Annotated in this window: 20 protein-coding genes; 9 read left to right on the forward strand and 11 right to left on the reverse strand. The window is 71.5% G+C overall.

The features are described from left to right. Positions 1-687, reverse strand: a 687-nt coding sequence (locus ACFY5C_RS37995; protein ID WP_389453862.1) for a maltotransferase domain-containing protein, incomplete at its 3' end; no start/stop codon positions are given. Between the two features lie 50 nt (positions 688-737). Continuing rightward, positions 738-1,064 carry a DUF5133 domain-containing protein gene (locus tag ACFY5C_RS38000; protein WP_389453865.1) on the reverse strand — a complete coding sequence of 109 codons (327 nt, stop codon included), beginning with the start codon at positions 1,062-1,064 and terminating at the stop codon, positions 738-740. Positions 1,065-1,361: 297 nt separating this feature from the next. Between ACFY5C_RS38000 and ACFY5C_RS38005 the strand changes: the two genes are divergently transcribed. Next, entirely contained in the window at positions 1,362-1,874 is a 513-nt protein-coding gene (locus tag ACFY5C_RS38005; RefSeq protein WP_389453868.1) for a pep a2, read from the forward strand. Beyond that, the gene (gene glgX, locus ACFY5C_RS38010) at positions 1,871-4,015 is read left to right on the forward strand and encodes a glycogen debranching protein GlgX (RefSeq protein ID WP_389453871.1); all 2,145 of its coding nucleotides are present in this window, start codon (positions 1,871-1,873) and stop codon (positions 4,013-4,015) included. The genes ACFY5C_RS38005 and glgX overlap by 4 nt, the downstream gene beginning before the upstream one ends. A gap of 113 nt (positions 4,016-4,128) precedes the next feature. Here glgX and ACFY5C_RS38015 read toward each other — a convergent pair whose 3' ends face one another. Next, positions 4,129-4,932: a VOC family protein gene (locus ACFY5C_RS38015; protein ID WP_389453874.1), complete on the reverse strand. Its 804-nt coding sequence runs from the start codon at positions 4,930-4,932 to the stop codon at positions 4,129-4,131. Positions 4,933-5,104: 172 nt separating this feature from the next. On the opposite strand from ACFY5C_RS38015, the gene ACFY5C_RS38020 reads away from it, so the two are divergent. Next, positions 5,105-5,437, forward strand: coding sequence for an ANTAR domain-containing protein (locus tag ACFY5C_RS38020; RefSeq protein ID WP_389453877.1), 333 nt, complete (start codon positions 5,105-5,107; stop codon positions 5,435-5,437). A gap of 14 nt (positions 5,438-5,451) precedes the next feature. Here the strand turns inward: ACFY5C_RS38020 and ACFY5C_RS38025 are convergent, their stop codons facing one another. Then, a complete protein-coding gene (locus ACFY5C_RS38025; protein ID WP_389453880.1) occupies positions 5,452-6,243 on the reverse strand; it encodes an RNA polymerase sigma factor SigF in 792 nt (263 codons plus the stop codon). Between the two features lie 288 nt (positions 6,244-6,531). Between ACFY5C_RS38025 and ACFY5C_RS38030 the strand changes: the two genes are divergently transcribed. The 4 genes from ACFY5C_RS38030 to ACFY5C_RS38045 all read left to right on the forward strand — a co-directional run bounded on the left by ACFY5C_RS38030 (position 6,532) and on the right by ACFY5C_RS38045 (position 9,398). Next, on the forward strand, positions 6,532-7,023 hold the full coding sequence (locus ACFY5C_RS38030; RefSeq protein ID WP_389453883.1) for a MarR family winged helix-turn-helix transcriptional regulator: 492 nt from the start codon (positions 6,532-6,534) through the stop codon (positions 7,021-7,023). Next, positions 7,020-7,871 carry an ABC transporter ATP-binding protein gene (locus ACFY5C_RS38035; protein WP_389453886.1) on the forward strand — a complete coding sequence of 284 codons (852 nt, stop codon included), beginning with the start codon at positions 7,020-7,022 and terminating at the stop codon, positions 7,869-7,871. The genes ACFY5C_RS38030 and ACFY5C_RS38035 overlap by 4 nt, the downstream gene beginning before the upstream one ends. After that, a complete protein-coding gene (locus ACFY5C_RS38040) occupies positions 7,831-8,691 on the forward strand; it encodes an ABC transporter permease (RefSeq protein WP_389453889.1) in 861 nt (286 codons plus the stop codon). Before ACFY5C_RS38035 ends, ACFY5C_RS38040 begins: the two co-directional genes overlap by 41 nt. A gap of 188 nt (positions 8,692-8,879) precedes the next feature. Continuing rightward, positions 8,880-9,398, forward strand: a complete 519-nt coding sequence (locus ACFY5C_RS38045; protein WP_389453892.1) for a hypothetical protein — start codon at positions 8,880-8,882, stop codon at positions 9,396-9,398. Positions 9,399-9,454: 56 nt separating this feature from the next. Here the strand turns inward: ACFY5C_RS38045 and hemC are convergent, their stop codons facing one another. Together hemC and ACFY5C_RS38055 are read right to left on the reverse strand one after the other, a co-directional pair. Continuing rightward, positions 9,455-10,390, reverse strand: a complete 936-nt coding sequence (gene hemC / locus ACFY5C_RS38050) for a hydroxymethylbilane synthase (protein WP_389453895.1) — start codon at positions 10,388-10,390, stop codon at positions 9,455-9,457. A 17-nt stretch (positions 10,391-10,407) separates the two neighbouring features. Then, on the reverse strand, positions 10,408-11,673 hold the full coding sequence (locus tag ACFY5C_RS38055; protein ID WP_389453898.1) for an MFS transporter: 1,266 nt from the start codon (positions 11,671-11,673) through the stop codon (positions 10,408-10,410). A gap of 106 nt (positions 11,674-11,779) precedes the next feature. Here ACFY5C_RS38055 and ACFY5C_RS38060 point away from each other — a divergent pair, with 106 nt between their 5' ends. Further along, complete coding sequence (locus ACFY5C_RS38060) at positions 11,780-12,787, forward strand: DUF5937 family protein (RefSeq protein WP_389453901.1); 1,008 nt, start codon at positions 11,780-11,782, stop codon at positions 12,785-12,787. Here ACFY5C_RS38060 and ACFY5C_RS38065 read toward each other — a convergent pair. The 5 genes from ACFY5C_RS38065 to ACFY5C_RS38085 form a co-directional block, all read right to left on the reverse strand. After that, complete coding sequence (locus ACFY5C_RS38065; protein ID WP_389453904.1) at positions 12,768-13,784, reverse strand: questin oxidase family protein; 1,017 nt, start codon at positions 13,782-13,784, stop codon at positions 12,768-12,770. The genes ACFY5C_RS38060 and ACFY5C_RS38065 overlap by 20 nt on opposite strands. Before the next feature lie 120 nt (positions 13,785-13,904). Beyond that, entirely contained in the window at positions 13,905-14,681 is a 777-nt protein-coding gene (locus ACFY5C_RS38070; protein ID WP_389453907.1) for an NPP1 family protein, read from the reverse strand. 195 nt (positions 14,682-14,876) lie between these two features. Continuing rightward, positions 14,877-15,854 (reverse strand): non-homologous end-joining DNA ligase, encoded by a 978-nt coding sequence (gene ligD / locus ACFY5C_RS38075; protein ID WP_389453910.1) that lies wholly within the window; start codon positions 15,852-15,854, stop codon positions 14,877-14,879. 91 nt (positions 15,855-15,945) lie between these two features. Continuing rightward, positions 15,946-16,632 (reverse strand): response regulator, encoded by a 687-nt coding sequence (locus ACFY5C_RS38080; protein ID WP_389453913.1) that lies wholly within the window; start codon positions 16,630-16,632, stop codon positions 15,946-15,948. A 175-nt stretch (positions 16,633-16,807) separates the two neighbouring features. After that, positions 16,808-17,962: a histidine kinase gene (locus tag ACFY5C_RS38085; protein ID WP_389453916.1), complete on the reverse strand. Its 1,155-nt coding sequence runs from the start codon at positions 17,960-17,962 to the stop codon at positions 16,808-16,810. Between the two features lie 202 nt (positions 17,963-18,164). Between ACFY5C_RS38085 and ACFY5C_RS38090 the strand changes: the two genes are divergently transcribed. After that, positions 18,165-18,815, forward strand: a complete 651-nt coding sequence (locus tag ACFY5C_RS38090; RefSeq protein WP_389453919.1) for a TetR/AcrR family transcriptional regulator — start codon at positions 18,165-18,167, stop codon at positions 18,813-18,815. The last annotated feature ends 225 nt before the right edge of the window (positions 18,816-19,040 follow it).

Here is a 19,040-nt window from a genome sequence, read left to right on the forward strand (position 1 = left end):
GAAGGTGCCGTGGGGCTGCTCGGGGGTGCCCTCGGAGCGGGGGAAGAACTCGTACCAGGAGCCGAACAGGGCCCGCTCCCGCTCCACCAGCAGGGGCAGCGGGTCCGAGGCGGTGACCAGGTCCCGCAGCGGATACCGCCCCAACACCGCGTCGACGTTCGCCGCGAACGCCGCCGCAAGCCGCGACTCGGGCGGCAGCGAGTCGTCCCGCAGTGCGTCCGCGGCGGCCTGCACCGTCGCCTGCTCCGTCTTGTCGGGCACCCCGGCCGCCGCGCGTTCGTACAGCTCGCCGCCCGTCTCCAGAACCAGTCCGACGTCGATCCCGGCGGGGACCTTGATCCGGGCGTGGTGGCGCCAGGTGGCCACCGGATCGCTCCACGCCTCCACGTGGAACGTCCAGCGGCCCATGGTCGACGGAGTCACCTTGGCGCCCCAGCGGTCGCTGCCCGGGGCCAGTTCGTGCATCGGCGTCCACGGGCCGGGCCGGCCGTCCTGGTCGGTGAGTACGACGTTGGCGGCGACGGCGTCATGGCCCTCGCGGAACACGGTGGCGGTGACCTCGAAGGTCTCTCCCACGACGGCCTTGGCCGGGTGCCTGCCGCACTCCACGGCCGGCCGTACGTCCCGTACCGGGATGCGGCCGATGGTCCCGGTACCGGCACCGGTCCTGCTCTTGGTCCTGCCCATGGTTCACCTCCACCGTGCTCGAGGCCGGGCACCAGGCCCGGCCGGGGGATTCAAGCTGCGCCGGAAGGACGTCTGCCTTCCCGCTGGAAACTCCACCGCCGCGTTCCCGGCGGGCCCCGCCGCGCCGAGACGCTCGCCGTGCGCGGCCGTTCGTCCAGCTCGCTGAGATAGGCGGCCGGAGTGCTGCGCAGATACCGTTCGGCCGCGTCGGCGGCCTCGCGCGCGCAGCGCTTTCCCATCAGCACGCAGAGGGTGTAGCCGGTGTCCTCGAAGGTGGCACGGACCGTGAGGTCGGCCGGGGCCGCGAGCATGGCGCGTTCCCAGGCCCGATATCGCCGCAGTTGCCGGGCGACTTCGGCTTTGGCCGGTAGCAGCATGGCGCCGTTCACCTTCCGGACTCGATGACGCGTCTCCCGACCGTCGGGCCGAAACCCGTGCGCGCACACGCACGGGTTCCGTTACGGGTATCGAGGTCTTCACACATGGTGCATGGTCGGCGACTCAGCGTCCTGTTGGAGCTTCAACTACCTCAGTGGCGTGCTCCTGTTGCACGAATGGCCTACCGCCCCCACCCTGGAGTCACTCAGAAGCGATCAGCGCTCACGCTCCGTACTCGGGGCCCGTCCCGCAGGGGCGAGGAGAGCGGGAGCTTTCGCGGTGAGGAGGTAACGACGGTGAAAACCGCAGTGCCCTGCTACTACCACCTCGACGTGGAAGTCAGCCCCGAACGGGTGGGTCAGGTCAGCCGAATTCTGGCCGCTCACCTCCGGTACTGGGACCTGGAGACGCTTGCCGAGCCCGTCCGTCACAGCACGGAGATGCTGCTGCGGGCCATCGACGAGCACGCGAGGGACAAGAACACCTCGATCGAGATGTGGTGGAACGGTCAGCACCTCATCACCGCCATCGGCGACAACGACCGTGCCCTGCGCCCGGACCACGAGCTGCGCGCCTGCCTGCAGCACCTCGCCGCGATGAGCGACGGCTGGGGGTGCTGCGCCACCGAGACCGGAGCCAAGGTCATCTGGTTCTCGCAGCGCGCCCGCGCCGGCGAACGAGCCCCGCTCGTGCCCGCCGCGCCCGCACCCGACCTGCGGGAGGCGCTTCAGGTGCCACGAGAGGTGCCGGTCACGGCCATCGCCGACGCCGCCGGCATCCGGGACGGCATCCTGGAGGAGGCCCGGTGACCGGGCGAAAGCGCAGCAAAGGGGTGCCCGCCTGGAGCGGGCACCCCTATCCGCTGGGAGCCGCCTTCGACGGACAGGGCACCAACTTCGCCCTGTTCAGCGAGGTCGCCGACCGCGTCGAGCTCGTGCTCGTCGACGACAAGGAACGGCACACCCCGATTCCGCTCACCGAGGTCGACGGCTTCGTCTGGCACGGCTATCTGCCCGGCGTCGGCCCGGGACAGCGCTACGGCTACCGGGTGCACGGCCCCTGGGACCCCGGCCTCGGCCACCGGTGCAATCCGGCGAAGCTGCTGCTCGACCCGTACAGCCGGGCCGTCGACGGCCAGGTGGACAACCACGCCTCGCTGTTCGAGCGCACCCCCGGCGCCCCGTCCCCGGGCGACAGCGCCGAGCACACCATGCTCGGTGTCGTGACCGAGCCGTACTTCGACTGGGGCGACGACCGCCCGCCCAGACGGCCGTACGCCGACACCGTCATCTACGAGACCCACGTACGGGGCATGACCGCCACCCACCCCGACGTCCCGCCGGAACTGCGCGGCACCTATGCCGGGCTCGCACACCCCGCGGCCGTCGAGCATCTGACGTCCCTCGGAGTGACCGCCGTCGAGCTGATGCCGGTGCACCAGTTCGTCCAGGACGGCGTGCTGCTGGACCGGGGGCTGTCCAACTACTGGGGCTACAACACGATCGGCTTCTTCGCGCCGCACAACGCCTACGCCGCCCACGGCACCCGCGGGGAGCAGGTCAACGAGTTCAAGTCGATGGTGAAGGCCCTGCACGAGGCCGGCCTCGAAGTGATCCTCGACGTCGTCTACAACCACACCGCCGAGGGCAACGAGCGGGGCCCCACCCTCTCCTTCCGCGGCATCGACAACGCCTCCTACTACCGCCTGGTGGACGGCGACTGGGCGCACTACTACGACACCACCGGCACCGGCAACAGTCTGCTGATGCGTCACCCGTACGTGCTCCAGCTGATCATGGACTCGCTGCGCTACTGGGTCACGGAGATGCACGTCGACGGCTTCCGTTTCGACCTCGCGGCCACGCTGGCGCGGCAGTTCCACGAGGTGGACCGGCTCTCGGCGTTCTTCGACCTGATCCAGCAGGACCCGGTGATCAGCAGGGTGAAGCTGATCGCCGAGCCGTGGGACGTGGGCGAGGGCGGCTACCAGGTGGGCAACTTCCCGCCGCTGTGGTCGGAGTGGAACGGAAAGTACCGCGACGCCGTACGGGACTTCTGGCGCGGCGAGCCCGACTCGCTCGGCGAGTTCGCCTCCCGGCTGACCGGCTCCTCCGACCTGTACGCGCACAGCAGGCGCCGCCCGCGCGCCAGCGTCAACTTCGTGACCGCGCACGACGGGTTCACCCTGCGCGACCTCGTCTCGTACAACGACAAGCACAACGAGGCCAACGGCGAGGGCAACCGGGACGGCGAGAGCCACAACCGGTCCTGGAACTGCGGAGCGGAAGGCGACACCGACGACCCGGCCGTGCGCCGGCTGCGCGCCCGCCAGCAGCGCAACTTCATCGCCACGCTGATGCTCTCGCAGGGCATCCCCATGCTCGGCCACGGCGACGAACTCGGCCGCACCCAGCGCGGCAACAACAACGCCTACTGCCAGGACAACGACGTCTCCTGGATCGACTGGGGACTCACCGACGAGCAGCGCGCACTCGCCGACTTCACCCGTTACGTCATCGGGTTGCGCGCTGCTCACCCCGTCCTGCGCCGCCGCCGCTTCTTCAAGGGCGAGACGGCCACCCACCCCGAACAGCCGCTCCCCGACCTCGTGTGGCTGCTGCCGGACGGGCGCGAGATGACGGACGAGGACTGGCAGGACCCCGACGCCCACTCGGTGGCCGTCTTCCTCAACGGCGACGCCATCGCCGAACCCGACTGGTGCGGCCGCCCGGTGGTGGACGACTCCTTCCTGCTCCTGCTCAACAGCTACTGGGAGCCGGTGGAGTTCCAGCTCCCGGACGCGACGTTCGGCGACCGATGGACCCCACTGATCGACACCGCCGAACCGCAGGGCGCCCCTGACGAGTCGGAGTACAAGGCCGACATGGCCGTCCTGGTGGAGCGCCGCAGCCTGCTGCTCCTCTCGACACCCTCACGGCAACGCCCCTGAGGGGGCGGGGCTGTGTCAATCTGCGGCTCTGCCGCGTGGGCGCGACCGGTCACAACGAGCCCGTAGACGACCACCAACCCAGCGCGGCACCCCAGTAGCCGCACTCCAGAGCGCTACCGAGAACGCCGCGACGTCACCGTGAACTGCGCCCCGTCAGGATCCCGCAGCACGGCTTCGTCACTGCCCTTCGACAACACACTGCCCCCGTGCCGCTCAGCATCCCGCGCACACGCCCCCACGTCCGCGACAGCGAAGTGCACCTGCCAGTGCGGCCGGATCGTCGGATCAGGCGCGGCCTCCAGGGCCCCCGACTCGATCCGCGCCACGACGTCGCCCCGGCTGCGCAGCACGACCTCGCCGCCCTCGTAACGGACCTCGCAGCAACCGGCCCGCTCCGACGCCCAGTCGAGGACCTCGCCGTAGAACATGGCGGCGTCGAACGCGTCGCGGGTGTGCAGACGGATGAAGGTGGGCGCGGCGCGCCGCCAGGTCTCCCAGTTGGAGGGCAACTTGCCCTCCCAGACCCCGAAGGTCGCACCGTCGCGGTCGGCCAGCAGCGCCGCGCGCCCCGGCGGCAGGGAGAGCGGGCCGACGGCCGAGGTGCCGCCGCGCTCCTGCACCCGCGCCACGGCCTCGTCGGCGCTGGGCACGGCGAAGTAGGGGGTCCAGGCCACCGCCATCTGCCACATCGTGGCGACCGCCGCGACCCCGGCCACCGGGACGCTGTCCGCCAGCGCGACCCAGAAACGGTCGCCCAGCTTGGCGGGCCGCCAGCGCCACCCCAGCACGGCGCTGTAGAACCCGTGGGTGACCTCGAGATCACGGCTGGTCAGGCTCACCCAGCAGGGTGCACCGAACACGGAGTGTGTGGACACGACCTCGGCCGTGCTGTTGCAGCTTCTCGCATCGTGGTTCATGGCAGTCGCGTCCTGGTTCTCGCCCGGACCGGCGGCCACCGGTCTTCCATCAGTGTCCAGCCGGATCCGCTCCGGGGCCTGCCGAGTACCCCCGGCGTGGCGCCGAAACAGCCCGGGAGAGCGACCCTCCGCTTCGCTGGCACGCGGCAGGCAAAGCGGCGACCATGGTGGCGTGGCAGCGACACCGCACGAGCCCGCCGACGGGACCGACCGGATCATCGAGCTGGAAGAGGAAGTCGAACAGCTCAAGGAGGCGCTGGTCTCGCACGCCGTCGTGGACCAGGCGATCGGCATGGTCGTGGCCCTCGGACGCGTGGCACCGGACGAGGGGTGGGCGGTTCTGAAGGACGTCTCCCAGCACACGAACATCAAGCTCCGCCATGTCGCGGAGCTGATTCTCGTCTGGGGCCGCGACGGGGAGATGCCGCCGGAGATCCGCGTCGAACTCGAAGAGGCCCTGGAGCGTTACGGCCCGACGCAGATTCCGGGATCGGCACAGGACTGATTCACCCTGCGGCGTCAGTGGGCTTCGGCGAGGATCTCCTCGCGCAGCTGGGCGAAGCATCCGCTCAGCAGCCTGGAGACGTGCATCTGCGAGATGCCGAGCTGCTGTGCGATGCGGCTCTGGGTCATCCCCCCGAAGAAGCGGAGGTAGAGGATGGTCCGCTCACGCTCGGGAAGCCGCTGCAGACACGGCTTGACGGTCACGCGGTCGATGACCACGTCGTACGCCGGATCGGGGCCGCCGATGGCGTCCCCCAGCGCGTAGCCGTCCGTGCCGGGCATCTCCGCCTCCAGCGACAGGGCGGAGAAGCACTCCAGGGCTTCCATCCCGGCGCGCACCTCGCTCTCGCTCAGCTGCGCGTGCTCGGCGATCTCGGCGACGGTGGGCGCGCGCCCCGAGGTGCTCTGCGACAGCTCCTTCATCGAGCTACGCACCCGGTTGCGCAGGTCCTGAACCCGGCGCGGCACGTGCAGGGTCCACATGTGGTCGCGGAAGTGCCGCTTGATCTCGCCGGTGATGGTGGGAACCGCGTACGCCTCGAAGGCGTGGCCGCGTGCCGGGTCGTAGTGCTCGACGGCCTTCACCAACCCCAGGGCCGCCACCTGGTAGAGATCCTCGAGGGACTCGCCGCGGCCCTTGAAGCGTACGGCGATCCGCTCGGCCATGGGCAGCCAGGCCTGGACCAGTTCGTCCCTGAGCACCTTGCGCTCGGGCCCTTCGGGCAGTCCGAGAAGGTGGTCGAAGGCCGCCGCGGTGTCGGGGGCGTCGTCGTGGGGATGCTGCTTCGTTCTGGTGGTGGCACTCATCGGGTGCGCACCTCCCTCGGGCGGTGCCGACTGGACAAGACACCGTAGGAGAGGCACGCACTCGGACCTCAGGAGATCACCCAGGGTCCCGGCGGGCCGGCTCCCACGGACGTGCCTCCTGTCCGAAGCACATATGCCACTATTCCACATGATGGGGCATCTGAAACAAAATTCGTGAATACGAGTACTGTTCTTACGTCTGTTCCTTACGTCTGTTCGTGCGTCGTTCGTGCGTCCCTGACCGTCCCGACAGGCCGTTACCTCTGTTACAGAGGTAACCTCGAAGGCGTGCATGATGATCTGGCTGACGACGTGAAAGAGGCCGCGGAGCAGTCGGCCTTCCCCGGGGAACTCGCCGACGCGCTCGTCGGAGTCCAGCGACTGATCCGGCGCCGGCTGCGGCGCGACATGACCGCCCCCCAGCTGCGCGGAGCCGAGGTGGAGCTGTTGCGGTTGGTCGTGGAGCGGCCCGGCATCCGGATCTCGGACGCCGCCAACGAGCTGTACCTGGCCGCCAATTCGGTGTCCACGCTGGTCAACCAGCTGGCCCGGCAGGGCTATCTGCGCCGCGAGACCGACCCCACCGACCGGCGGGCCGCCCGCCTGCTGCCCACCCCCGCGGCCGAGGCCCGGCTGAGTGAGTGGCGCAGACGGCGCGCCGATCTCGTACGCCGTGAGGTGTCCCGCCTCGACGAGCCGGACCAGGAGACGCTGCTCGCGGCGCTCCCTGCGCTGCGCAGACTGGCTGACGCACTGCGTGAGGGGACCGAGCGACCATGACACACGACGCTGTCGCCGAGGCCTTGGCCTGTACCGGGCTCGCCTACGCCTTCGGTGAGACCAACGCCGTGGACGGACTCGACCTGACCGTCGCGCAGGGCGAGGTCTTCGGCCTGCTCGGCCCCAACGGCGCCGGAAAGACCACGGCGATCCGCTGCATCACCACCCTCCTGCCGGTGCCCAAAGGGATGGTCAGCGTCTTCGGGCACGACGCGGCAGGTGCCCGTATGGCCGTACGGCGCCTGCTCGGCTACGTCCCGCAGCAGCTGTCCGCCGACTCGGGCCTGACCGGCCGCGAGAACGTCCTCCTCTTCGCCCGCGTCTTCGACGTGCCCCGTCGGGAACGCGCCGAACGGGTCGGCCAGGCCCTGGCCGCGGTCGGCCTCACCGACGCCGCCGACCGCCTCGCGGGCACCTACTCGGGCGGCATGGTCCGCCGCCTCGAACTCGCCCAGGCCCTGGTCAGCGCACCCCGGCTGCTGATCCTCGACGAGCCCACCATCGGCCTCGACCCGATCGCCCGTACCGGAGTGTGGGAGCACATCAACGCCGTCCGCTCCGCCACCGGCATGACGGTCCTGGTCACCACCCACTACATGGACGAGGCCGACCAGTACTGCGACCGGGTCGGCCTGATGCACCACGGCCGCATCCGGGCCCTCGGCACGCCGGACGAGCTCAGGCAGGGGCTGGGCGCGCGCCGGCGTGCCGCGGGGGCCGCCGGCACCGAACCGCTGCCCACGCTGGAGGACGTCTTCCGGGACATCGCCGGCAGCGGGCTCGACGACAGTTCAGGAGACTTCCGCGATGTCCGAAGCACCCGCCGCACCGCACGCCGTGTCGGCTGACCGGGACCGAGCCGACGGTATCGACCTGCTCCTACGGCCGCCCGAGCCCCGCGCCGGCTGGCGGGTGCTGCCCGCCCGGGTCCTGGCCATGTGCGCCGTCGAGCTGCAGAAGCTGCGTCACGACCGCACCGAGCTCTACACCCGCGCGGTCCAGCCCGCCCTCTGGCTGCTGATCTTCGGCCAGACCTTCACCCGGATCAAGGCGATCCCCACCGACGGCATCCCCTACGTCGACTATCTGGCCCCCGGCATCATCGCCCAGTCCGCGATGTTCATCGCCATCTTCTACGGCATCCAGATCATCTGGGAGCGCGACGCCGGCATCCTCAACAAGCTGCTCGTCACCCCGACCCCGCGCTCGGCCCTGATCACCGGCAAGGCGTTCGCGGCCGGGGTGAAGTCCCTGGTGCAGGCGGTCGTCGTGATCGTCATCGCGGCGGTGCTCGGTGTGGCGCTGACCTGGAATCCGCTGAAGCTGCTCGGCGTCGCAGCGATCGTCGTCCTCGGCTCGGCCTTCTTCTCCTGTCTGTCGATGACCATCGCCGGCATCGTCCTCAGCCGCGACCGGCTGATGGGCTTCGGGCAGGCCATCACCATGCCGCTGTTCTTCGCCTCCAACGCCCTCTACCCGCTGTCCGTGATGCCGGGCTGGCTCCAGGCGATCAGCAAGGCGAACCCGCTCAGCTACCAGGTCGACGCCCTGCGCGGCCTCCTCCTCGGCACCCCCTCCCACCTCGCGCTCGACTTCGCCGTCCTGCTCGTGGCCGCAGCGCTCGGCATCGCCGCCGCCTCCTCGCTGCTGGGCAGGCTGGCCCGCTGATCTTGGTGCGGAACGTGATGTGCGGCACGTGGGTGAACAGGCCCGCCGGGCCGGCGAGCGGATTCTTCCTGTCCACGGCTTGATCGGTGATCAAGGGGGCGAATGGGCTGGCCACAGCGCATTCTGCTCATTTGACAGTGCACTGAGCGCAAAGATAGGAAGCAGCTCTCTGGGTCGAGAGGTGGATTGTGTACGAGCCGAACGTGGTCGGGGACTGGCACGAGTACGACGAGCATGCCGGTCTGCGTGTCCGCGTCCACCAACTGGAAGCCGCCGAGCCGCCGCGCGGACGCGACGAGGCCGCCGAGGGGCTCGCCTACTTCAGGGTCCGCGTCACCATCGAGAACCGCGGCGAGCGGCACCTCGGCATCCACCTCGAGGACGGCCAGATCGACGTGCGGATCGGCCGCGACGGTGAGGCGGCGTTCATCGACTGGCGCAACTCGCAGTTCATCGAGGGCTTCGACGTCTACCCGCTGCGCCGCGCCACCGCCGTGCTGTATGCCGCCGGCCCGGAAGTGAGCCTGAGCCAGGTTGACGTCCAGATCCAGCTGCGCGTCGAGGAGGAGTGGGCCGACCGCCGGCTGTGGACCGGTGGCCTCGGCCTCCAGGAGGGCTCCGCCGCCCACGCCGCCACCCTGCGGGACGGCCTCGCGCTGCAGGTGAGCAACTTCCTGCGGGAGCAGGCCGAAGAGGGCACCGCCTGACGGGCACCCCGGTGAGGGGCGCCCCTGTTACGGGCCCGGACGGGCCGCTCGACGACCTAGTGCGGGATGCCGTCGATGATCTCGCGGGCCCCCTGACGCAGCAGCGCGACGGCGACCGACGTGCCGAGGGTGGCGGGGTCCAGCCGGCCGGCCCATTCGTGCGCGTTCAGCCGCGTCTTGCCGTCCGGGGTGAACACGCACGCCCGCAGGGACAGTTCGCCGCCCCGGTCCACGCGCGCGTACCCGGCGATCGGGCTGTTGCAGTGCCCCTGCAGGACATGCAGGAACATCCGCTCGGCGGTCGCCTCCCGGTACGTGTCCGGGTCACCGAGGCCGCTGACCGCGTCGATGAGCTCGCTGTCGCCCTCCCGGCACTGCAGCGCGAGGATGCCCGCTCCGATCGGCGGCATCATCACCTCGGGGGAGAGGGCCTCGCTGATCACATCGGTGCGGTCGATGCGCTCCAGGCCGGCCACCGCGAGGAGCAGCGCGTCCGCCTCGCCGGCCGCCAGCTTCTCCAGCCGCCGGTTGGCGTTGCCGCGGAACGGCACGCACTCGAGGTGCGGGTGAGTCGCGGCCAGCTGGGCGACCCGGCGCACCGAGGAGGTGCCGATCCGGGTTCCGGGCGGGAGCTCGTCCAGGGTGAGACCGCCGGGGTGGATGAGGGCGTCCCGGATGTCGTCCCGCTTCAGGAACGCCGCGAAGGTCGTCCCCGCGGGCAGCGGCCGGTCGGCGGGGATGTCCTTGACGCAGTGCACCGCGAGATCGGCCTCACCCGCCAGCAGCGCCGCGTCCACCTCCTTGGTGAACGCCCCCTTGCCCTCGACCTGGGACAGATCCCCCATCCACTTGTCACCGGTCGTCTTCACCGGCACGACCTCGGTGCGCACGCCGGGGTGCAGGACCGCCAACTCGGCGCGGACACGCTCCACTTGGGCGAGGGCCATCGGCGAGTCGCGGGAGACGATACGGATCAGTTCAGGCACGGACATGCGGACACGATAGACCGTCACAACCCTGAGTCCGCACCGTACTGCCCCATTCGCGCCCGGCCTTTGCCCTCTCCCGCAAGGCCTTTGCCGCTCGTCCGCCCCTCGCCGTCGGCCCGGTCCTGGACGTCCCCGCGCACCGGCCACGTCAGCACCGCCAGCGCCCCCAGCGTGAGCAGCCCGCCGACCAGGACCGTCCCGCGCAATCCGACCGCCGGCAGCAGCACGCCCCCGAACAGCGCACCGGCGGCGATACCCGCGTTGTAGGCGGCCGAGTTGGCGGCGAGGGCGGTCTCGGTGCGGCCCGGGGCCACCTGGAGCACCTGGCTCTGCGTCGCCATGAAGACGGTCGCGACCGAGGCACCCAGCAGCATGACCAGTACGACGGCGGCCGCCCGGACATGGCCCGTCACGTGGAGGCAGAGCAGCGCCGCCGCCTGGGCCGCCACCGGTACGGTCAGCGTGGCACGTGGGAACCGGTCGAGGAGCGGTCCGGCGATCGTGACCCCGGCCAGCGCCGCCCCGCCGAACGCCAGCAGCACGGCACTCACCGCGTCCTCGCGGAACCCGCTGACCTCGTCGAGGAAGGCGACGATGTAGGTGAACCCGGCGAAGGCACCGGTCACCGACAGGACGGTGACGGTCAGCACGACGAGGAACCTGCGCCGGTCGGGGGCGCCGCCGTACGCCGAGTGGCCGTCCTGTGGCCGGGACAACGGCAGCAGGGCGCCGATGACCACGAGCGAGACGAGAGCGAGCACGCCGAGCAGAGCGAAGGGCGTCCGCCAGCCGGTGTGCCCACCGAGCCAGGTCCCCGCCGGCACCCCGGCAACCGTGGCGAGGGAACCACCGACGGACAGCAGCCCGATGATCCGCCCCCGGCGCTCGGGCGGGAAGAGGCCGACCGCGACCGGCCCCATGACCGACCAGAACACCGCTTGCGCCAACGCCGTCGCCACCCGCGCCGCCAGCAGCACCCCGTACGACACGCCGCCCAGCGCCGACACCCAACTGCCCACGGCGAGCAGCCCCAGCAGCCCGGCGAGCAGATACCGGCGCGGCACGGACCGGGTGACATGAGCGAGAGGCAGGGACACGGCGGCCACGGTCAGGCCGTACCCGGTGACGAGGGCGCCCACGGCCGTGAGTGACACGCGCAAGTCGTCCGCCATGAGCGAGAGCAGGCCGACCGGCAGGTTCTCGGTGGTGTTGAAGGTGAACGCCGCCAGCATCAGCGCCGCGACGACGGCGGCACGCCGCCAGGGTGCCGGACGTTCGTTGCCCATCGATCCGCCTTTCCGGCCGGGGAGTCGGGCCAAGCGTGCGGGGCCCGCGGCGCGCCCCTCTACTCTTTCGGTCCAGGACGAATCGCTGCTCACGACGGGGGTCGCCATGCCGCTCGCCCTGCACCTCGGCACCGCCGACCTCACGCGCTGCCGGTTCGCGATCTCGCCGCTGTGCCAGACCCACGAGGCGCTGCGCATGCTTCGTCGGCCTGCCCGGCACGGCTATCACCGCGGCTGGCTGCGCCGTATGCGCCGATTTGTCGCCGGTCTCGACCTGGCGGATCTGTGGCTGTTCATCCCGCCCGTCGGCGGGTACACCCCGGACTTCCTCGGCCCGCCGCCGCAGGAGCCCTACCCCAGCGTCGAGGAGGAGCTGGCGAGAATGCGCGCCACCGATCCCGCCCTGGCCCACGCGGAGATGGCCCGCTCGCTGGCCTGCACTCCCGGACTCGCCGAGTCGCCCCGAGGGCGCGCCGCGCTCGACGACCCCGCCGCCACCGTCCGGCGCCTGGCCGACCTCACCGAGCAGGCCTGGCACGCCCTGCTCGCCCCGGACTGGCCGCGCCACCGTGCCGTTCTGGAGGCGGACATCGCGCACCGCTCGCGCCGGGCCGCGGACGGCGGCCTCGACGCGCTGCTCACCGGCCTGCACCCGGCCGTGGACTGGGCCGGCCACACGCTCACGCTGCGCAGGTACGTCGACGTGGCGGAGGCCCAACGGCCCGACGGCAGGGGCGTGTTGCTCATGCCGAGCGTGTTCGTGTGGCCGGACGTGGTGAGCGGTTTCGCCCGCCCCTGGCAGCCGACGGTCATCTACCCCGCCCGGGGCATGGGCCGCCTGCACACCACCCCGGCGCCACGTCCGCCGGAGGCACTCGCCCGCCTCCTCGGCCACCAGCGTGCGGCCGTCCTCACCGGCCTCACGGCGCCCGCCTCGACGACGGACCTCGCGCGCCGCCATGGCCTGGCCGCGTCGACCGTGTCGGCCCATCTGACGGTGCTGCGGGAGTCGGGCCTGCTGGAGTCGCGGCGTCAGGGCCACTACGTGCTGTACGGGCGAACGGCACTGGGAGACGCGCTGTCGGACGGGCGGTTCACACCAGGGGCGGGCTGATCTCGACGGCACGCTGGGCCGCCGCGAGGGCGGCTTCGTCGCCGATGTCCAGCGCGGTGTCGGTGAGCTTGATGACGTGCTCGTCGCCGTGGGCGAGGGCCCGCTCCATCACCTCCTCGCGCGTCAGCCGGGCAGCGGGGGTGTAGGCGACGGCCTCGGCGGGGGCGTACATCGCGGTGACCGCCGCGGACGCCGTCCATGCCGCCCGCAGGCTCGGCACCCACTGGTCGCGGGGCAGCGAATCCAGTGTGCGCAGGACGGCGTTGGGCGCCGTGGCCGCGTGTACGAGCATGGTCGGCTCGCCGTGGCCGTGGGTGGCGTAGCGGTGGGTCGCGGCGTGCACGAGTTCGGTGAGCCGCTCGCGTGCCGTCTCCGGGTCGGTCACGTCGTCCGCCCAGGCGGGCAGCCGGCGTACGGCGGACAGCCGGTCGCGGAATCCCAAGTGCCCCGCCTCGATGGCGGGTACGGCGTCCAGCGCGGCCGTGGCCGTCGGCGCGCCGGGCAGCGGGACGACGCCGGTCACCGGCTGATGCCGTGCCGCCCAGTAGCCCAGCGCGTGCCCGAGTTCGGTGAGCCGGGGAGCGTTCTCGCCCGATTCGAGGGCGCGCACGGCATGACCGACACGGATGACCGTGTGGGTGGCGCCGCCGTACAGGCCGGGCAGCAGGCGCGGCCACCACTCGGCGAGGACGCTGCGCCACCCACGCTCGGCGAGCACGCGGGAGTAGTGGTCGGTCCAGTCCGTGATCCGCCGCGGATCCCCCAGCGCCGCACGCCAGTTGTCGTCCGTGACGGGGGCGACGCGGTCGGGGAAGTCCTCCAGCTTGTCCCGGTAGAGGTCCACCCAGCGGTGGACGGCGCCCGCGTGTCCGTGGGCGGCGAGGGCTTCGACGACCATGGGAGCGTGGTTGGACAGCCAGCCCTCTCGTTCCGGACCGGATGCGTGGAGGCGTTCAAGGGCTTCTTCGAAGTGTCCGCTCGTGGCGATCGTGTCCATGAACCGGACGCTATGCCGCACACGGGTGGCAAGGGATCGGGCGCGGGACGGAAGCCCGGGTGCCGGGGGGCTTAGGTCCCGCGCCCGATGTGACTCGGGCTCAGGTGGCGGTCGAAGCGATCAGGCGTTGGGGTCGAACGCGATCCCCGACGGCTTCGCCGAGGCCAGGTGACTGGCGAAGCTGCCGTCCTTCAGACCGAAGTTGGCGCTGCCGAAGTTGTACGCGACCAGCTTGTCGCGCACGCCCGCCGGGTAGCCGTTCCAGCCGACCAGCGGCGGGTACTGCCAAGTGCCCTTGTGGTTCTCCGGCGGCTCGTCGCCCGAGTTCGCGAGCCGGAAGCAGTGCGTGCTGATGCCGTCCTTGTGGTACACGATCTTCGCGTGCGTGCCGTCGAAGCGCACCGACGACGCGGGGCTGATCGTGAACGAGCCGTGGTTGGACGTCGAGACGTACTGCACCGCGTTGTTCTGCACCCACACCACGACGTGCTCCCAGTCGTGCCGGTGCCCGCCGATGCTGCTGCCCGCCACCGCCTGGTCCTTCTCGAAGTACAGGCCGTACATGTAGGCGCACCAGCCGTTGTTGCACTTGTAGCGGGAGTAGCCGTTGGTGTTGTCGAGGTCCGAGGCGTCCCGGCAGTTGCCGTTGAGCGCACCGGTCGGGTTGAGGCCGCCGTTGACGGTTCCGTCGGGGCCGATGGCCGGGGTGGAGTAGCAGCCGTCGGTGTCGTAGTCGAACGCCGGCTGGTACGTCTTCTCGGCCGATTCGGCGTTGGCGGGCAGTGCCCCCGGAGGGGCGGCGAAGGCGACGCTGGGGAAGGCGACGACCAGCGCGGCGGCACCGACCAGACCGGTGAGCCATCTCTTGCCATGCGTACGGAACGTCTGTGACGACACTGCGTCTCCTCGGGGTCCAGGCGCAGCCCAACGGCTGTGGGGGGAAAGGCAGTTCAGGATCCCGGGTTTTCACTTACGCGCCAAGGGCCACGGGCGTACCGGCGAGTGAAGGGCAGCGCAATAGTTGCCACCCAACCTGTGGGCCGGAGGTCCGTGTCAGCCGTCCGTGTCAGGCGCGGGTGCGAGGCGTGCGCGTCAGATGTCGTCGGGGAGGTCGGCCGACGCGTCCTGCGGCGTGAGGTCCGGCCGCAGTCGCAGCCAGGACGGCTGGCGCAGCATCCCGGACCGGGTGCGGACGCTGTAGCGGACCTCGCCGACCAGCCGGGGCAGCACCCAGTGCGCGCCAGGCACGCGCGGGGCGGGGTCGAAGGGGCAGGTGTCCGTCTCGGACGCCCGCAACAGCTCGGCCAGGTGCGCCCGTTCGGCCTCGCTCCAGCCGGTGCCCACCCCGCCCACGTAGCGCAGCCGGCGGGCCGCGTACTGGCCGACCAGCAGTGCGCCCGGCAGCCCGGTGAGCCGTCCCTTGCCGGGCAGCCAGCCGCCGACGATCACGTCCTCGCTGCGCATGTTGCGGATCTTGATCCAGGCGCGGGAGCGCACCCCGGGCTCGTACACCGAGTCCAGCCGCTTGCACACCAGCCCTTCCAGCCCGTGCTCGCGGGTGGCCGCCAGCGCCTGCGCGCCGTGTCCCACCAGCGCGCCCGGCGTCGACCAGAACGGCCCGTCCAGGCCGAGCCCCTCCAGCCGCCCGCGCCGCCGGGAGTAGGGGACCTTGAGCAGGGAGCCGCCCGCCAGATGCAGTACGTCGAAGAGCACCAGGTGGACCGGGGTCCGCGCGGCCATGCGGGCGGCACGCGCGGGGGCGTGTGCCAGGCCCATGCGGGACTGCAGCAACTGGAAGTCGGCGCGGCCCTCTTCGTCCAGCGCCAGGATCTCCCCGTCGAGTACGGCGGGTGTGGTGCCGAGAGCGCTGCCCAGCGGCCGCAGTTCGGGATAGGCGGCCGTGATGTCCTCGCCGGAGCGGGCGCGCAGCAGGAGGCTGCCGTCCCCTTCCAGATAGATCACCGCCCGCTGGCCGTCCTGCTTGGTCTCGTACGCCCAGCGTGCGTCCTGCGCCGTGGGCGGCAGGGTGCCGGGCGTGGCGAGCATCGGATGGATCAGCGGCAGGCTCACGGGTCAGTTGTCGACGGCCTGGCCCGCCGCCACGCACCCTGGCGGCCGTTTTCGCCTGAACGGCGGCTTTACCTGAACGGCGGCCGGGACCTCAGTGGTCGCCGCCCGGCGGTACGGCCCGCACCAGGCCCGACTGATAGGCCATCACGACGAGTTGGGCCCGGTCGCGGGCGCCCAGCTTCGTCATGGCGCGGTGGACGTGGGTGCGCACGGTCAGCGGGCTGACGAAGAGCTTCTCGGCGATCTCCTCGTTCGAGTGGCCCTCGGCCGCCCACGCCATGACCTCCCGCTCGCGGGCGGTGAGAGCGGCGAGGTGCTCGGGCGCGGCCGACTGCGAGCTCTCGGCGGGGGAGGCAAGGAACCGCGTGATCAGCGTGCGGGTCGCGGTGGGGGAGAGCAGGGACTCGCCGGCGGCCACCGTCCGGATGCCTTCGAGCAGCACGTCCGCGGTGACGTCCTTGCCGAGGAAGCCGCTCGCCCCGGCGCGCAACGCCTGCGCGACGTACTCGTCGATCTCGAACGTCGTGAGGATCAGCACCCGCACCGCCGTGAGGTCCGGGTCGGCGCAGATCGCGGACGTGGCGGCAAGGCCGTCCGTGCCGGGCATGCGGATGTCCATGACGACCAGGTCGGGACGGTGCGTTCGGGCGAGGTCGACGGCCTCTGCGCCGTCGGTGGCCTCCCCGACCACCTCCATGTCGGCGCAGGAGTCGATGAGGATCCGGAACGTGGCCCGCAGCAGGGCCTGGTCGTCGGCGAGCAGGACGCGGATGGTCATGGGCGGGGAGTCTTCCGGTTCCGGATCGTTGGACAGGCCTCAGTCTTCCCGGATCGGTGCGCGATGTCGTCGTGCGGCTGCCGACATTCCCGCCTACTCGGAACGCAGTACCTGCCGTGCGTCAGGTCATCCCCGAGCAGGACAGCCCGGGCCGGGCCCCCGCGCTGTCGCGGGCTCACCACACGCACGGCAGCTCCACCTCGATCACCGTCGGCCCACCGGCGGGGCTCGACATCAGCACCGACCCGTCGAGGGCCGCCACCCGGCGCCGCATCCCCAGCAGTCCCGAACCGCTCGCCTCACGGGCCCCGCCGTGACCCTGGTCGGCCACCTCGACCCGGAGCCCGCGCCGCATACGGGCGATCCGCACCGACGCCGTGGGCGAGCCACTGTGCCTGGCGGCGTTCGTCAGGGCCTCGGCGACCACGAAGTAGGCGGCCGCCTCCACGGCCGCCGGGGCCCTCGGGCCGTCCTCCTCAAGCCCCGCTACATCCACGGTCACCCGCAGCCCGGCGCCGGCGGCCAGCGCGCGCACCGCACCGACCAGGCCGCGGTCGGTCAGGATCGGCGGATGGATGCCGCGGACCACGTGCCGCAGCTCGGTCAGCGCCTGCTCGGCCTGCTCCTGGGCATCGTCCAGGAACCTGCGTGCGGCGCCCGGATCATGGTCGTAGGCACGCTTGGCGAGGCCGATCCGCATGGACAGCGCCACCAGCCGGGCCTGCGTGCCGTCGTGCAGGTCCCGCTCGATGCGGCGCAGCTCGGCGCCGTGCGCGGCGATCGCGTCGGCCCGGGTCGCGGTCAGCCGCTCGACCCGGGCGGCGAGCAGCGCCTTGGGCGACGGCCGGAGCAGCGACGTCGACCAGTCGGCCTCCCGGTCCGCAAGACGCGAGATCCACGGCAGGACGACGGCCCGTCTGCCCAGCAGCCCGCAGCCCACGCCGTCCACGACCAGCCCGACGGGCCACAGCGGGAGGGCGAGGAGGAGCAGCGCGCCGTAGACGTAGTAGGCGGCCATCCAACGCAGGTCGGTGAGCGTGCCGGGATCGCGTACGGCCGTCCGCAGCCGTTCGGTCAGCGGGCCGTCGATGATCTGGTAGGCCTCGGGGATCTCCCGCCCCGTCCAGGCGGTCGTCAGGCGCCGCTTCGCCCCGGCGATCCGCCGCACGAGCAGAACCGTCTCGGGCAGCAGCCAGGCACCGATCACCGCGACCGTCCCTATGGCGGTGATCAGCAGCACGGTGATGAAGAGGTACGTCCCGAAGGCCACCGCGGCGGCCACCGTCAGATGGACCGTCGCACGTCCGGCCTGCCGCAGCGTCGCCCGCATGCCTGTGACGCCAGGTGACCCGGTCCCTGCACGCCGGGGCGCGGGCACCCGAGGTGCTGGTGCGGCCCGCTCCACCATGTCCATCGCCCATGCCAACCGTCGTCGTTCAATCAAGTGACTTAGATTGTAGGTCTGTGAAACCGCGAGCGGCTCGAGGGACTGGCGTCGCGGTGCTCTGCGAAGTCCCGGTGCGGTGGTGAACATGGCAGGCAGGACGCTGCGGGAGGAACAGGTCAACGCAACCAGGGAGCTGCTTCTGACCGCGGCCGAGCGGCTCTTCGCCGAGCACGGTGTGTACGCGGTGTCCAACCGTCAGGTCAGCGAGGCCGCGGGGCAGGGCAACAACACCGCGGTCGGCTACCACTTCGGGACCAAGGCCGACCTGGTCCGCGCCATCGTCCGTAAGCACGCCGCGCGCATCGAGGAGATCCGCGCCCGGCTGCTCGCCGACCTGGCGGACCCCGACGACGTGCGCGGCTGGGTGGACTGCCTGGTACGCCCGGCGCTCGAACACCTCGCCGCACTCGGCAGCCCCACCTGGTACGCGCGGTTCTGCGCCCAGGTCGTCTCCGACCCCGCGCTGCATCGGATCATGGTCGAGGAGGCCCTCACCTCCCCGTCCCTCCAGACGATCATCGAGGGCCTCGAGCGGTGCCTGCCCGAACTCCCGGCCGAGGTGAGCGCCGAGCGCGGTGAAATGGTCCGCCACCTGATCGTCCACGTGGCCGCCGACCGCGAACGCGCGCTCGCCGAGCACACCCCCACCCCACGCTCCAGCTGGGACGACGCCGCCACGGGCCTCGCCGACGCGGTCGTCGGCATGTGGCTGGCACCCGTCACACCGGCCCGCTGACACCATCGCGCACCGAGCACCACGAAGGAGTACGACGGTGAAACCGACTCCCGTCCAAACCCGTCACCGCGTCGCCGGGCAAGGCGGGTTATGAACCCGACGCAGACGACCCCGCCCGAGGACGGCCCCCCTCAGGGACCACCCGCCTGTGCGGGGTGCGCGGGTGATGAGCCATTCGCCTCTGCGCGCGGCGCGGCCCTGGGGGCGCCCGTCGCTGCGCGGGGT

The sequence above is a fragment of the Streptomyces sp. NPDC012935 genome (genome assembly GCF_042900345.1).
Lineage (GTDB): Bacteria > Actinomycetota > Actinomycetes > Streptomycetales > Streptomycetaceae > Streptomyces.

Excerpts from the sequence above, each read along its gene's own strand:
- ACFY5C_RS38035 (WP_389453886.1), top strand. The coding sequence starts at position 7,020 with ATGACACACGACGCTGTCGCCGAGGCCTTGGCCTGTACCGGGCTCGCC.
- ACFY5C_RS38080 (WP_389453913.1), bottom strand. The coding sequence starts at position 16,632 with ATGACCATCCGCGTCCTGCTCGCCGACGACCAGGCCCTGCTGCGGGCC.
- ACFY5C_RS38000 (WP_389453865.1), bottom strand. The coding sequence starts at position 1,064 with ATGCTGCTACCGGCCAAAGCCGAAGTCGCCCGGCAACTGCGGCGATAT.
- ACFY5C_RS38060 (WP_389453901.1), top strand. The coding sequence starts at position 11,780 with ATGCCGCTCGCCCTGCACCTCGGCACCGCCGACCTCACGCGCTGCCGG.
- ACFY5C_RS38055 (WP_389453898.1), bottom strand. The coding sequence starts at position 11,673 with ATGGGCAACGAACGTCCGGCACCCTGGCGGCGTGCCGCCGTCGTCGCG.
- ACFY5C_RS38085 (WP_389453916.1), bottom strand. The coding sequence starts at position 17,962 with ATGCGGGCGACGCTGCGGCAGGCCGGACGTGCGACGGTCCATCTGACG.
- ACFY5C_RS38025 (WP_389453880.1), bottom strand. The coding sequence starts at position 6,243 with ATGAGTGCCACCACCAGAACGAAGCAGCATCCCCACGACGACGCCCCC.
- ACFY5C_RS38040 (WP_389453889.1), top strand. The coding sequence starts at position 7,831 with ATGTCCGAAGCACCCGCCGCACCGCACGCCGTGTCGGCTGACCGGGAC.
- ACFY5C_RS38015 (WP_389453874.1), bottom strand. The coding sequence starts at position 4,932 with ATGAACCACGATGCGAGAAGCTGCAACAGCACGGCCGAGGTCGTGTCC.
- ACFY5C_RS38090 (WP_389453919.1), top strand. The coding sequence starts at position 18,165 with ATGGCAGGCAGGACGCTGCGGGAGGAACAGGTCAACGCAACCAGGGAG.
- hemC (WP_389453895.1), bottom strand. The coding sequence starts at position 10,390 with ATGTCCGTGCCTGAACTGATCCGTATCGTCTCCCGCGACTCGCCGATG.
- ACFY5C_RS38065 (WP_389453904.1), bottom strand. The coding sequence starts at position 13,784 with ATGGACACGATCGCCACGAGCGGACACTTCGAAGAAGCCCTTGAACGC.